Genomic DNA, 12,795 nt, shown 5'->3' on the forward strand with positions numbered 1-12,795 from the left:
CCACGCAGAGGGTGTTGGCAGCCTGGCTGCATCAGCGTTGCGCCTGTTTGCGTCGCGACACCCAGGCACCCATGCCCAGCAAACCGGCCAGCATCAACCAGGCGCTTTGCGGCTCGGGGACCGGCGTCACACTGATGGCGTCCAGGGAGCTGCCGGCGCCGTCGCTCAAGCCCGCAGCCGAGATCTTCAGCACCGTGGTGTCACTGGTGGCCTGCCAGACCACCGAAAAGAGGTGCCAGTCGTGGGTGCCGGTGTTGTTGAAGGCCAGCGCTGGGGCTGTGCCTTGGTGGCCCCCCACCTCCCAGGTCAAGCCATTGCTGGCCACGGGCCAGCCAAGGCGGTTGGCATAGGCAAAACTCAGCTCGTACCACTGGCCCGCGACCGTGCTCAGCTCTTGCGAGATGAAGCTGTTGGCACCGTAGGCGTCCAGCTCTGCATAGTTGTTGCCCTCGTACGCAGCGCCCACGATGTTGTTGCGCACCTCCAGACCCGAAGCCCCGAGCGCCCAGGCGGCGCTCTGACCATTCCAGAGTTGGGTGTAGGTGCCGCTGGCCAGGCTGACGCTTTCAAAGCTGCCGTCCTGTACCAGGTTGGCTTGGGCCTGTTGACCCAGTGTGGCCATGGTTGCTGCGACCATCCATGTGGTCCATGTCTTCTTGTTCATCCCTTGCTCGCTTTCGCTTCAATGTTCAGAAATTGAGCTGCTCGCGCTGTCCGCGCTGGAGTCGCTTGCACGACTTGAGGTCCCGGGAGCAGCTCTGGGAGCATCGTAGGAAGCGAGCTCAGTGCGGGGTCTTAAGCTTTGTTAAGGGTGCAGATGCGGTCGGCGTGAGGAATTAACCGGAAAAACGCATTCTTTTCTAAAGTTCAGCGCGCGGCTGCCGATCTCGTCAGGACAATCCTGGCCTGCACCAGTAGTTTCGGAGCGTTGCTGCCATGTCCATCGGTCTGTCCACCGCCTTGTCCGGCATCTCGGCCGCCAACGAGCGCTTGCGCGCGTCGGCCCAGAGCACGGTCAGCAATGCGGCGGCCGATTTCCGGCGACAGCAGCTGCAGGCTCAGCAGGCGGATGCGCAGCAGGCCCAGCAGGGCAATCAGGCGCTGCGCCAGGTGCCGGCCGCCGGCGCCTCGGCGGAGGCCGACCTGATCACGCAGAAATCGGCGACCTACGCCTTTGTTGCCAATCTGCGCGTGTTGCAGACCCAGCTGCATGCCAGCGGCACGATGCTGGACATCCACGCCTGATTCACACCTGGTTCACGCCAGGTTCACGCCTGAATCCAGGCGCCCGTGCCACATGGCTGCACTCAGCGCAGCGGCAGCTTCAGGCTCACCCGGGTGCCGCGGCCAGGCTCGCTGTCGATGCGGATCTGGCCTTGCATCAACTCTTCGACCACGGTGCGCACCACGCTCAAGCCGAGCCCTGCGCCCTCGCTGCCCAGGCGGCCGCTGAAGAACGGGTCAAAGATGCGCGGCAAGGCTTCGGCCGGGATGCCGCAGCCGTTGTCCTCCAGGCTGAGGCTCAGCGCCTCCCCGTCGGCGCCGTCGTCCCGACGCAGCCGCAGCTGAATCTGAGCGGGTGCCGCAGCAGCGCGGCGGTCCTTCAGCCCATGGTCGACGGCGTTGTCCAGCAGCTCCTGCACCACATTGTGCAAAGACTGCATGGGCCCGAACATGGGCATGGCCGCGGGCAGGTCGGCCGCCAGATCAATGCCCGCCGCCTGGCAACGTGCCTGGTTCAGCTCGATCAGGCGATGCATCAGGGCGCTGGCGTCGAAGTCCTGTGCCATCTCCTGCTCGCTGTCCAGTGACAGGGCTTTCAGGCGCTGGATCAGCTGGCTGGCGCTTTCCAGCGATCGGTCTACCAGGGAGGAGCATTGCTGCAGCGAGCTGGCGGTCTCGCTGAGCGCCTGACGGCGCAGCTGGCCCGCCTGCAGCCACTGCTCCAGCTCCTGCGCACGGTCGCGGATCACCGAGGCGCCCATGCGCGCATTGCCCAGCGGCGTGTTCAGCTCATGCGCCATGCCCACCACCATGCGGCCCAGGGCCAGCTGTTTTTCCTGCTGCATGACGGTGCGCAAGGCCTCCTCCAGCGAGGCGGTGCGGGCCAGCACGCGCGCCTCCAGCTCTTCATTGGCCTGCTGCAGGGCGGCTTCGGCCGCACGGCGGATGCTGGCCTCGGCTTGCAGCCGGCTCAGGGTCTGCTGCAGCTCGGCATTGCGTGCGGCCAGCGACTGTTCCAGCTGGCCGCCGTGGCGCGCCAGCTGCTCGTTTTCCAGGCGCACGCGCTGCAGCTGGAACACATCGTCGACCGCACGCGACAGGGTGCCGGCCACGGCTTGCAGACGCAGGCGTTGAAAGCTCAGCAGGCGCTGGCTGCAGCGCAGGGCGGAGCTGCTGTCACCGGCTGCTTCGCCGAAGCGAACGACGGTGCGCAGCAGGTATTCGTGAACAAAGCGCAGCCCATCGCCGGCCTCGGCCAGCTCGGCCTCGAGGTCCAGCAAGGCCTGCCAGCGGGGCGCATCCGGATGCTCGCGCCAGGCCAGCAGGGTCTGGCTCAGCTGCAGGGCCTGGCGCGCTCCGGCGATCTGGCGCCAGACGCTGCCGGCGCCTGTGCGCAGCAGGCGCTCGATATGGGGCCGCGCATCGGCGGTGTCGCCCGCCAGCAGCTCGATGTAGGCCAGATTGAGCGAGGACAGATGAACATCCTCCTGCAGGCCATGCTGCTGGGCCAGTTGCAGTGCATCCAGGTGATGGGCGCGGCAGCGCAGCCAGAGCGGGTGCCCTGGCGGCGCGAGCTGCTCATCGGCCAGCACAAAGCAGGCGGTGGCGCAGTAGTTGAGGATGCGATGCACCGTGCCCGGCCGCATCTGCGCGCGGCGGGCCAGCAGGGCGTCGCTGTTCTTGATCAGCTCCTCATACATGCCCGCCTGGGCCATGATGCGGCCTCGCACCGCCTGCAGCTGATCGCTGAGGTTTTGCGACTGTGCGCGTTGACTCAGCTGCAGGGCGCGTTCCAGGCTCGACAGGGCCGCATGGTGCAAGCGCAGCCGGGTTTGCAGCTCGGCCAGGGGAAAGAGGGCCAGCACTTCGACCAGCGGATCGTCCACAAGCGCGGCGGCCTGCTGGCACAGCTCGTAGGCCTCCTGCAGCAAGAGTGCGTCACCGCGGCTGGCTTCGGATTGCAGATGCAGGCTCAGATGCAGGGCGCGGGCCAGCAGCTGGTCGCCTGGCTCGCTGATCTGGGGCCACAAGGACTCCAGCAGCGGGGCGGCCCGGTCCAGATCCATCTCGCTCATCCAGGTCTGGGCTTGCAGCAGCTGCTCCCGGACCGGGCTTGGTAGCGAACCCTTCGCCGCCGCGGAGGATTCAGAGGTTTCAGGGTCAGGTCTTGACGGCGACGGCGACTTTGACTGCACGAGGGCGAACTCCGGCGGGGACCGGCCTCCCGACCGGGGTCAGCTGAATCCGCTGGTCTGTGCCAGGCTGGAGGCCTCTCGTCCGTCAGGCGGAGACAGGTTGGAGTGGATTGTGGGGCCGCCGCGCGGGCTTTGTCAGCCCCGTAACCGAGTTGTTGTGTTCGCCCTCAAGGTCCGTTCCTTTTGAGGGGCTTCTGGCACCCCAATCCGATTCCTCCCTAGCTGGCTTCGCTTTCGCCATTGCGCTCAATGCTGCTCTTTCGCCGCTGGAAAAAAGATGTCTCGCTCGCCGTCAAAGCGAATCACGTTGATGCAGACCTCGGGGCCCAGGCAGCGGTCGGCATGCAGGTCACCGCCTCGAATCCGCACATAGGCATCCTGGCCGGTCACCTCTGTCTTGCCTTCAGCATCGATATGGGCCCACTTGCCTTGAACAGCAAAGCCCCAGTAGGCCTTGGAATGCGTGTGCGCAGGGATTGCGACTCCGGGCTGCAAGCGGAACGCCCAGACGGCTGTGCCTTCGGACTCTTTGCCCCAGAGCACGGCCATTTCTGCGCCCTTCAGCCCTGCGGGTTGCCATTGCACCTGGTCCAGCTTGAACACATGGCCATCGCCGGCTTGTGCGAGGCTGGAAAGGGCGGCGAAGGCGGTCGTCGAGATGAGTTTCTTGATCATGAGGGTGGCTCTTGCTTGATTGAAGTTGGAACGGGTTGAAATCGGCGCCCGAGCGGGCTGCCTGTTTGGATGTGAACTGGGTATTGGCTGGGCGCCCGTGGCCGGCGTTTGGGCCTGATCGCGACGGGGCGGGCTTTGTGTTTGGAGTGAGGGGGGCAATCGGTCCTTTCTTTTGTATGGGTATCTATCGATAGATAGATTGAATAGGCAAATAAAGGCTGAGCTCCATCGGGCTCAGCCGCGGAAAGGGCTCACACCCATCAAGGCCTTGAGCGCTTCGGCCGCATGGCTCACGCGTTGCGGCTCCTGCTGGCAGCGCGCCAGCAGCAAAGAACCTTCAAGCAAAGCCATGCTGGCCTTGCCCAACTGCAGGGCAGCCGGCGCGCTCAAACCGGGTCTGATCAGCTGGGCCTGCGTGGCCAACCAAGCTTCGACCGCATCAAAGAAGCGCCGCAATTCGGCCTGCAAGTCTTCGCCCAGGGTGGCGTAGTCGCTGGCCAACATGCCCGCCACACACCATTGATCACCGCTGGAAGCGGCGCTGGCGAATACGGAAGCGAACTGCTCCAGCCGCTCCGGCACCGGGAGGTGTTCCAGCGACGCCAGCAAGCTCAGTATCTCCTGCCGGTAGGCGACCACCAGTGCCAGGCCGATGTCCTCTTTCGAGGGAAAGTAGTAGTGAACCGACGAAGACTTCACGCCCACCAGCGTGGCCAGGTCGCGGTGGCTGAAGGCATTGAAGCCTCGTGTGCGCAGCAGCGCCTTGGAGTGCTCCAGGATCTCTGAACGGCGATCGCTTGTTGGCGGGGGCATGATGGTCGAAGATTGTATCTATCACTAGATAGATGTGCAAGCGGGTGTGGATCTGAGCTCGCCTGAGTGAAACCGCGAGCAGGGCTGCTCACAGGCTCGGCGGCTCGCAGGTGACTCATTCCACCAGCTCATACAGAGCCGATCCGTCGGGGCGGGTCTCAATCAGTTTGATGGACGGTGTTTGCGCCAGGTGCGCGATGCCACCGGCACCCGAGACAAAGCGCAGCTTCACCCCCGGCACCGGCCGGATGCGCCAATCGCTGCTGCGGCTGGGCTTGAATTCCGCGGTGCTTGCCAAGTACTGAGCGACGCTCTGGCGGTTCTCGTCCGGTGCGTCGACGACGATGCGGGCGGGTCCAAGGCCAGGGAAATTGCCTCCACCGTTGGCGCGGTAGCTGTTGGTCACCACCAGGAATTCGGTTCGTGCATCCACGGCTTGGTCCTGGTAACGCAGCTGAACGATCCGGTGCCCCTGCGCCGGGGTTCGCCGTCCTTCGGTGGTGTATCGAGCCGGCTGGCTCACATCGATCTCATAGCTCAGGCCCGCGATCATGTCGAAGTTGTGGGCGCGGAAGTCGTCGTCCAGCAACTCCTGCTCGGCCGGGCCAGCCGGGTCGATGCGGCGGAACTGGCCGGCCGACATCTCCAGCCATTCGCGCAGCTCGGCGCCGGTGAGCTTGAGCACCTTGATCTGGTTGGGATAGAGGTAGAGGTCGGCCACATGCTTGGCGGCGAGCGGGCCGGGCGGGATGTCGGTGTAAAAGTTCCAGCCCTGGCGGCCGCCGGCTTTGAAGGGCGCTGCCGCCGAGAGCAGGGGCAGGCCTTCCAGCGCCGTGCCCTGCACCGCACGCTCCAGATAGGCCAGCTGGGCGCGGGCCACCAGGTCCACGGCCAGGCTGGGCTGCACCTGCGAGAAGTAGCTGTGGATGGCGACCTCGCTGTGGGCCACCGGCGCACGCAGGGCCTGCAGCGTGTCGGCATGTTCGCGGGCAATCACATGGGCCACCATGGGATCGGCCTTCACCAGGGCGCGGCGGCTGGCGCGGTCCATGATGGGCCGCAGCTCGGCCCGGCTGTGCCGCACCATCCAGCGGCGGCCCTGGCGTTGCAGTTCCAGGTCCACCACGGCCAGGTGGTCGCCCCAGCGGCCGGGCATGGCGGCCGGCACGCCGTGGATGCGGCCCTGGACCATATCGACGCCGGGGTAGCCAGCGAACTGTGCGCTGGGGAACTCGGCATGGGCATGGCCGAAGAGCAGGGCGTCGATGCCGGGCACGCGCGCCAGCTCGGCCACGGTGTTCTCGGCCAGATGCCCTTGCTCGGTTTTCTCGAAGCCCGAGTGGGCCAGGGCGACCACCAGATCGGCGCCTTGGGCGCGCATGCGCGGCACCAGGGCGCGGGCGGTCTCGACGATGTCGCGCGCCTCGACCCGGCCCTGCAGATGCCTGCGATCCCATTGCATGATCTGCGGCGGCACAAAGCCGATCACGCCGATCTTCAGCGTCTGCATCCGGCCGGCCTCGTCCTTGAACTGGCGCTGCAGCAGCACATAGGGCGTGAAGGCATGTTGCAAACGGCCTTGCGCACTGCGCTCCATGACATTGGCGCTGACGTAGGGGAAGCTGGCGCCGGCCAGGGCCTGGCGCAAGAAGGGCAGGCCGTAGTTGAACTCGTGGTTGCCGACATTGGCGGCGTCCACGCCCAGCAGGTTCAGCACCTTGTAGGCCGGGTGGGTGTCGCCCGCGCGCAGGGGCTGGATGCGGGCCACCAGATCGCCGAGCGGGTTGCCCTGCAGCAGATCGCCGTTGTCAAACAGCAGGTGGTTGGGCGCTTCGGCCCGGGCGCGCTGAATCAGGGTGATGGTCTTGGCCAGGCCGTAGTCGTCGGTCTCGCGGTCCTGGTAGTAGTCATAGTTCAGCAGATTCATGTGCAGATCGCTGGTCTGCAGCAAGCGCAGCTTGAGCGTGGCTGGCTTGGATGGCGTGGCTGGCGCGGCTTGCAGAGGGCCACTCCAGGCCAGGCCGAGGGCAAAGAAGGAGGACAGGGCGAGGGAGGCGATGCGGCGCATGGGCAAGAGGGGGAGGCTGCGGGAGGGCTGGAGGGCAAGACGGCGAGAGGGCAGGGCGCATGCTAGCCCCTCCGGACCGCGATCCAGGGTTAGTTCTAGGGTTAACTGCCCGGGGCCGACCCGGCAATCCGCTACGCTGGAGCCCGGAGCTGCTGCCTGAACGGTGCGGCTCTTGAGAGGAGCTTGAGACCTGCCGCCACCCTTGGCAGGGCCAGAGCGCCTGACCCTGTCGACAACAAAGCCTTGGCGCGTGATCCGCGCAGGAGTGCCGTATGAGTCCTATCCCCCCGCCGGGCCAGCTGGATCCGCTGCCGCCCGCGTCTGACGCAGCAGTTGTTGCTGCGCCAACCCCCGCCTACGAGGGCCTGCGCCTGCATGTGCCCGAGCCCACCGGTCGCCCCGGTTGCCACACCGATTTCTCCTACCTCCACCTCTCGCCGGCCGGCGCCGTGCGCAAGCCCGAGCTCGATGTGGCGGCGGTGGACACGGCAGACTTGGCCTACAGCCTGATCCGCGTGCTCGACGAAGACAGCGTGGCCCGCGGCCCCTGGGCGCCCGAGCTGAGCCCCGAGCAACTGCGGCGCGGCCTGCGCACCATGCTCAAGACCCGGGTGTTCGACAGCCGCATGCTGATCGCCCAGCGCCAGAAAAAACTCAGCTTCTACATGCAAAGCCTGGGCGAAGAGGCCATCGGCAGCGCGCACGCCATGGCGCTGCGTGATGGCGATATGTGCTTCCCCACCTACCGCCAGCAAAGCCTGCTGCTGGGGCGCGACGATGTGCCTATGGTGGAGCTGATCTGCCAGCTCCTGTCCAACGAGCGCGACCCGCTCAAGGGCCGCCAGCTGCCGGTGATGTATTCGATCAAGAAGGCCGGCTTCTTCACCATCAGCGGCAATCTGGCCACGCAGTTCATCCAGGCCGTGGGTTGGGGCATGGCTTCGGCCATCAAGGGCGACACCAAGATCGCCTCGGGCTGGATCGGCGATGGCGCCACGGCCGAGTCTGATTTCCACACCGCGCTGACCTTCGCCCATGTCTACCGCGCGCCGGTGATCCTCAATGTGGTCAACAACCAGTGGGCGATTTCGACCTTCCAGGCCATTGCCGGCGGCGAGGGCACGACCTTTGCCGCGCGCGGCAGCGGTTGCGGCATCGCCTCGCTGCGGGTGGACGGCAATGACTTCCTGGCGGTCTATGCGGTTTCGCAGTGGGCAGCCGAGCGTGCGCGGCGCAATCTGGGCCCGACCCTGATCGAATGGGTCACCTACCGCGCCGGCCCGCACTCGACCTCGGACGACCCGAGCAAATACCGCCCCGCCGACGAATGGCAGCGCTTCCCCCTGGGCGACCCGATCGCGCGCCTGAAGCGCCATCTGGTCGACCGCGGCCTCTGGAGCGAGGCACAGCACGAAGCCTTGCAGAAGGAACTTGAGGCCGAGGTCATTGCCGCGCAGAAAGAGGCCGAGCGTTACGGCACCCTGGCCGATGGCCACATCCCCAGCATCGAGTCCATGTTCACCGATGTCTACAAAGACATGCCCGCGCATTTGAAAGATCAACTGACGCAGGCGCGCCACTACGGAGGTCGGCCATGAGCGGCAAACCGGAAGCACAGATGGAAGCGCAGCTGGCGCTGGCAGCCGAATCCGCCGAGGCCAGCCAGGCCCGCCTGCCCATGACCATGATCCAGGCCCTGCGCTCGGCCATGGACGTGATGCTGGAGCGCGACCCCGATGTGGTCATCTTCGGCCAGGACGTGGGCTATTTTGGCGGCGTGTTCCGCTGCACCGACGGCCTGCAGGCCAAGTACGGCAAGCAGCGAGTCTTTGATGCGCCGATCTCTGAAGGCGGCATCGTCGGCGTGGCGGTGGGCATGGGGGCTTATGGCCTGCGCCCCGTGGCCGAGATCCAGTTCGCCGACTACTTCTACCCGGCCTCGGACCAGATCGTCTCGGAAGCGGCGCGCCTGCGCTACCGCTCGGCTGGTGACTTCACCGCGCCGCTGACCATCCGCATGCCCTGCGGCGGCGGCATCTACGGCGGCCAGACGCACAGCCAGAGCCCCGAGGCGCTGTTCACCCATGTCTGCGGCCTGCGCACCGTCATGCCGTCCAACCCGTATGACGCCAAGGGCTTGCTGATCGCCGCCATCGAGTGCGATGACCCGGTGATCTTTCTGGAGCCCAAGCGCCTCTACAACGGCCCCTTCGATGGCCACCATGATCGGCCCTCGACCCCTTGGTCGGCCCACCCGCTGGGCCTGGTGCCGCAAGGCCACTACAGCCTGCCGCTGGACCAGGCCGCGGTGTTCCGCCCCGGGGCCGACATCACGGTGCTGACCTACGGCACCATGGTCTGGGTGGCCGAAGCGGCGGCGCGCGAGACCGGCATCGATGCCGAGATCATCGACCTGCGCTGCATCTGGCCGCTGGATCTGGACACCATCATCGCCTCGGTCAAGAAGACCGGCCGCTGCGTGGTCCTGCATGAGGCCACACGCACCAGCGGCTTTGGTGCCGAGCTGGTGGCCCTGGTGCAAGAGCATTGCTTCTACCACCTCGAGGTGCCGGTGGAGCGCGTCAGCGGCTGGGACACGCCCTATCCGCATGCCCAGGAATGGGATTACTTTCCGGGCCCGGCCCGCGTCGCTGCGGCCCTGCAGCGCGCCATGGAGAAATGAAGATGAGTAGCGAACATGTGATCAAGATGCCCGATATCGGCGAAGGCATCGTCGAAGTGGAAGTGGTGGCCTGGCGCGTGCAGGCCGGTGATCAGGTCAGCGAAGACCAGATTCTGGCCGACGTGATGACCGACAAAGCCACGGTGGAGATTCCCTCGCCGGTGAAAGGCCGTGTGCTGGCGCTGGGCGGCGAGGTGGGTGAGTTGATGCGTGTGGGCTCGGCCCTGATCCGCATCGAGGTGGAGGGCGAGGCCGGTGTTTCCGCACCTGCGGCTCCTGTTGCTGCACCGGCACCCGTTTCTGTCGCGGCGGCGCCGGCTCCCGTGCCAGCCCCGGCACCCGCGCCAACTCCCGTCGCGCCACCCACCGTGGCCGCCCATGCCCCGCAGGACCTGGGCCTGAGCCTGGCCGACAAGCCCATCGCCTCGCCCTCGCTGCGCCGCCGCGCCTGGGAGCTGGGCGTGGATCTGGCCCAGGTGCGCGGCACCGGTCTCGGTGGCCGCATCATGCAGGCCGACCTGGATGCGTTTGTCGCCAGCCATGGCAGCCAGCTGCGTCCGCCTGCGCCTGCTGTTGTTGCAGCGGTGCCGGCCACCGCATCTCCGGCCAGCGCGCCGCGCCTGCCTCGCTCTGGTTCGCGCGGCGACGGCGTCGAAGCCATCCGCATCGTCGGCCTGCGCCGCAAGATCGCCGAGAAGATGCAGGACGCGAAACGCCGCATCCCGCATTTCAGCTATGTCGAAGAGGTCGATGTCACCGAGCTGGAAGCGCTGCGCCTCAAGCTCAATACCCAGTACGGCGCCAGCCGCGGCAAGCTGACCTTGTTGCCCCTGCTGGCCCGGGCCATCGTGCGCACGCTGCCGGATTTCCCGCAGATCAATGCGCGCCTGGACGACGAGGCGGGCGTGATCAATCGCTTCGACGCGGTGCATCTGGGCGTGGCCGCGCAAACGCCGGCCGGGCTGATGGTGCCGGTGCTGCGCCATGCCGAGAGCCATGATTTGTGGAGCTGTGCCGCCGAGATTCGGCGTTTGGCCGAGGCCGCCCGCAGCGGCCGCGCCACCCGTGACGAGCTCAGCGGCTCCACCATCACCATCTCCAGCCTGGGCGCCCTCGGCGGCATCGTCACCACCCCGGTGATCAACAGCCCCGAGGTCGCCATCGTCGGCGTCAACCGCATCGTCGAGCGTCCCATGATCCGCAACGGCCAGGTGGTGGCGCGGCAGATGATGAACCTGTCCTCCTCCTTCGACCACCGCGTGGTCGACGGTCAGGACGCCGCTGAGTTCATCCAGGCCCTGCGTGGCCTGATGGAATCGCCCGCCTTGCTTTTCATTGACTGAGCGGCAGGAGTAGGTTGGCCAGGTCCGCAGGCAAGTCGGGCTTGGCCACCATCAGGTAGAAGATGATGGGCATGGCCACGAAGGCGGCGTAGCCCAGCCCCTCCCACCAGCGGGCATAACGCCAGTAGCGTGCGGGTAGGGCTTGTTCGCTCTTCAGCGCTGCCTCGGCCATGTCGGACATGCGCAGCTGCAGCCAGACCACCGGCAGCCAGCAGGCACCGGCAAACAGGTAGAGCGCCAGCCCCAGGGTCAGCCAGGGCGTGCCCAGCACCGGCCAGCCGGCCTGTTGCGCCAGCCACAGACCGCTGAGCGGCTGGACGATCACCGCCGGCGTGGTGAACCAAAGGTCGGCCCGCTTGACCAGGCGGCAGACGACCACTTGCGCGGCCAGCGAGCCACTGCGGTTGGCAAAGAAGAGATAGAAGGCCGAGCCAAAGCCGGTGCCTGCCAGCAGCACGCTGGAGACCACATGCACGGTCTTGATGAGCAGATAGGTGTTCATGATGAGCTGCCGCCCTCGCGGGCGTCGAGAAAGAGCAGATAGAGCAGGGCGGCAATGGGCAGGTTTTTGCTCAGCGGGCCCAAGGGGTGGAGCCAGAGCGAGGGCAGCAGCAGGCTGCCCAGCACGGTCATCACCAGCATGGCCAGGCCTGCCGCCAAATAGAGCCGCGGCGCATGCCAGCGCCACAGCGCCGCACCGATCAGCAGGTCCAGGCCGGCGCCGCTGAGGATCAGGGTTTGGGCCAGCGCTGCATCCAGGCCGGCTGCGTGCAGCAGGGCCGCCGATTGGCCATGCAGCTCCCAGAGGCTGACCACGCCGGTCCAGAGCCAGAGGCCGATCAGACTGAGGCGCGCGGCGCGCCGTCCGGCGGGATGGAGTGTGTAGCTCATGCGTGCTCCCAGGTGCTCAAGAACTCGTTCGGTGAGCGTGCGTCTCGATCCAGCAGTTGGCGCAACGGCGCCGGGTCGGCCGTGTTGTCTTGCTGCAGCAGAGCCAGCGTTTCTCGACCCCAGGGTTGGAAGGGCAGCTGGTCGCCGATGCGGGCACTGAGCCGGCTCAGCGCATCGGGCAGGCGTAGCACTCGAGCCGGCGGCCGGCCTTGTTGCAGGCGCAGGCTGGCGATGAAATCGCTGAGGCGCAAGGCTTGGGGCCCCACCACGGCGAGCTGCGGCGGTCCAGTCCGTGGCAGCAGGCGCAGGCAGGCTTCGGCCAGGTCTTGCACGGCCACTGGTTGGACGCGGGTGTTCAGGGCCGCGCCGGGCAGGATCAGCAAGGGCAGCCGCGCCAGATTCAGGAACAACTCGCTGCTGGCGCCGCCCGGGCCGAAGACAATGCTGGGCTGCAAGACTGTGGCGTCCAGGCGCCCGGCTTGCTGCAGCGCCAGCAACTTCGTTTCCGCAGCCTGCTTGCTGCGCGCGTACTGCGTGTCGCTCTCGGCAATGCCCAAGGCCGAGATCTGCAGCACACGGCGCACGCCCGCTGCGGCGCAGGCCTCGAATAAAGCCACCGGGCCCCGGTGATGGATGGCGTCCATGGGCTGCCCTGGTCGGTCGCGCAGGACGCCCACCGCGTTGATCACGGCGTCGACACCTTGCAGCCGTGGAAGCCAGTCCTGGGCCGCGAGCTCGCGGCTGAAATCGGCCTGGATCCATTCCACACCCGGCCTGTCAGAGCGGGGGCGCGCTGTTCGGCTTGTGGCCCGAACCGAGTGACCCTGGCTGAGCAACCGTTCCAACACATGGCGGCCGATGAAGCCTTGGGCGCCGCAGAGCAGGATGTTCATGTTGATGCGC

The 12,795-nt window shown here is 66.7% G+C and carries 12 protein-coding genes; 4 read left to right on the forward strand and 8 right to left on the reverse strand.

All coding sequences use genetic code 11. From position 1 onward, the window contains the following. Positions 1–31 precede the first annotated feature (31 nt). Positions 32–664 (reverse strand): PEP-CTERM sorting domain-containing protein, encoded by a 633-nt coding sequence (locus tag AC1Q6P_RS14210; protein ID WP_492664589.1) that lies wholly within the window; start codon positions 662–664, stop codon positions 32–34. Between the two features lie 272 nt (positions 665–936). On the opposite strand from AC1Q6P_RS14210, the gene AC1Q6P_RS14215 reads away from it, so the two are divergent. Continuing rightward, positions 937–1,245 (forward strand): hypothetical protein, encoded by a 309-nt coding sequence (locus tag AC1Q6P_RS14215; RefSeq protein WP_492664588.1) that lies wholly within the window; start codon positions 937–939, stop codon positions 1,243–1,245. A gap of 62 nt (positions 1,246–1,307) precedes the next feature. On the opposite strand, the gene AC1Q6P_RS14220 is transcribed toward AC1Q6P_RS14215, so the two are convergent. From AC1Q6P_RS14220 to AC1Q6P_RS14235, 4 genes are all read right to left on the reverse strand, one after another. Next, positions 1,308–3,299 carry a sensor histidine kinase gene (locus AC1Q6P_RS14220; RefSeq protein ID WP_492664587.1) on the reverse strand — a complete coding sequence of 664 codons (1,992 nt, stop codon included), beginning with the start codon at positions 3,297–3,299 and terminating at the stop codon, positions 1,308–1,310. A gap of 366 nt (positions 3,300–3,665) precedes the next feature. Then, positions 3,666–4,094 (reverse strand): cupin domain-containing protein, encoded by a 429-nt coding sequence (locus AC1Q6P_RS14225; RefSeq protein WP_492664586.1) that lies wholly within the window; start codon positions 4,092–4,094, stop codon positions 3,666–3,668. A 234-nt stretch (positions 4,095–4,328) separates the two neighbouring features. Then, complete coding sequence (locus AC1Q6P_RS14230) at positions 4,329–4,907, reverse strand: TetR/AcrR family transcriptional regulator (RefSeq protein WP_492664585.1); 579 nt, start codon at positions 4,905–4,907, stop codon at positions 4,329–4,331. A 115-nt stretch (positions 4,908–5,022) separates the two neighbouring features. Continuing rightward, the gene (locus AC1Q6P_RS14235; protein ID WP_492664584.1) at positions 5,023–6,975 is read right to left on the reverse strand and encodes a bifunctional 2',3'-cyclic-nucleotide 2'-phosphodiesterase/3'-nucleotidase; all 1,953 of its coding nucleotides are present in this window, start codon (positions 6,973–6,975) and stop codon (positions 5,023–5,025) included. Positions 6,976–7,247: 272 nt separating this feature from the next. Between AC1Q6P_RS14235 and AC1Q6P_RS14240 the strand changes: the two genes are divergently transcribed. The 3 genes from AC1Q6P_RS14240 to AC1Q6P_RS14250 are packed head-to-tail and all read left to right on the forward strand — an operon-like array spanning position 7,248 to position 11,001. Then, complete coding sequence (locus tag AC1Q6P_RS14240; RefSeq protein ID WP_492664583.1) at positions 7,248–8,573, forward strand: 3-methyl-2-oxobutanoate dehydrogenase (2-methylpropanoyl-transferring) subunit alpha; 1,326 nt, start codon at positions 7,248–7,250, stop codon at positions 8,571–8,573. Positions 8,574–8,593: 20 nt separating this feature from the next. Beyond that, positions 8,594–9,658 carry an alpha-ketoacid dehydrogenase subunit beta gene (locus AC1Q6P_RS14245; RefSeq protein ID WP_223696807.1) on the forward strand — a complete coding sequence of 355 codons (1,065 nt, stop codon included), beginning with the start codon at positions 8,594–8,596 and terminating at the stop codon, positions 9,656–9,658. Between the two features lie 2 nt (positions 9,659–9,660). Continuing rightward, positions 9,661–11,001 (forward strand): dihydrolipoamide acetyltransferase family protein, encoded by a 1,341-nt coding sequence (locus AC1Q6P_RS14250; RefSeq protein WP_492664582.1) that lies wholly within the window; start codon positions 9,661–9,663, stop codon positions 10,999–11,001. Here the strand turns inward: AC1Q6P_RS14250 and AC1Q6P_RS14255 are convergent. From AC1Q6P_RS14255 to AC1Q6P_RS14265, 3 genes are read right to left on the reverse strand one after another with little or no spacing between them, the layout of a single operon-like run. Next, the gene (locus AC1Q6P_RS14255; RefSeq protein ID WP_492664581.1) at positions 10,991–11,503 is read right to left on the reverse strand and encodes a DUF2269 family protein; all 513 of its coding nucleotides are present in this window, start codon (positions 11,501–11,503) and stop codon (positions 10,991–10,993) included. The genes AC1Q6P_RS14250 and AC1Q6P_RS14255 overlap by 11 nt on opposite strands. Next, positions 11,500–11,892 carry a DoxX-like family protein gene (locus AC1Q6P_RS14260; protein WP_492664580.1) on the reverse strand — a complete coding sequence of 131 codons (393 nt, stop codon included), beginning with the start codon at positions 11,890–11,892 and terminating at the stop codon, positions 11,500–11,502. The genes AC1Q6P_RS14255 and AC1Q6P_RS14260 overlap by 4 nt, the downstream gene beginning before the upstream one ends. Beyond that, complete coding sequence (locus AC1Q6P_RS14265; protein ID WP_492664579.1) at positions 11,889–12,785, reverse strand: NAD-dependent epimerase/dehydratase family protein; 897 nt, start codon at positions 12,783–12,785, stop codon at positions 11,889–11,891. The genes AC1Q6P_RS14260 and AC1Q6P_RS14265 overlap by 4 nt, the downstream gene beginning before the upstream one ends. Between the last annotated feature and the right edge of the window lie 10 nt (positions 12,786–12,795).

The organism is Roseateles sp. GW835-FHT13E02, assembly GCF_058794035.1.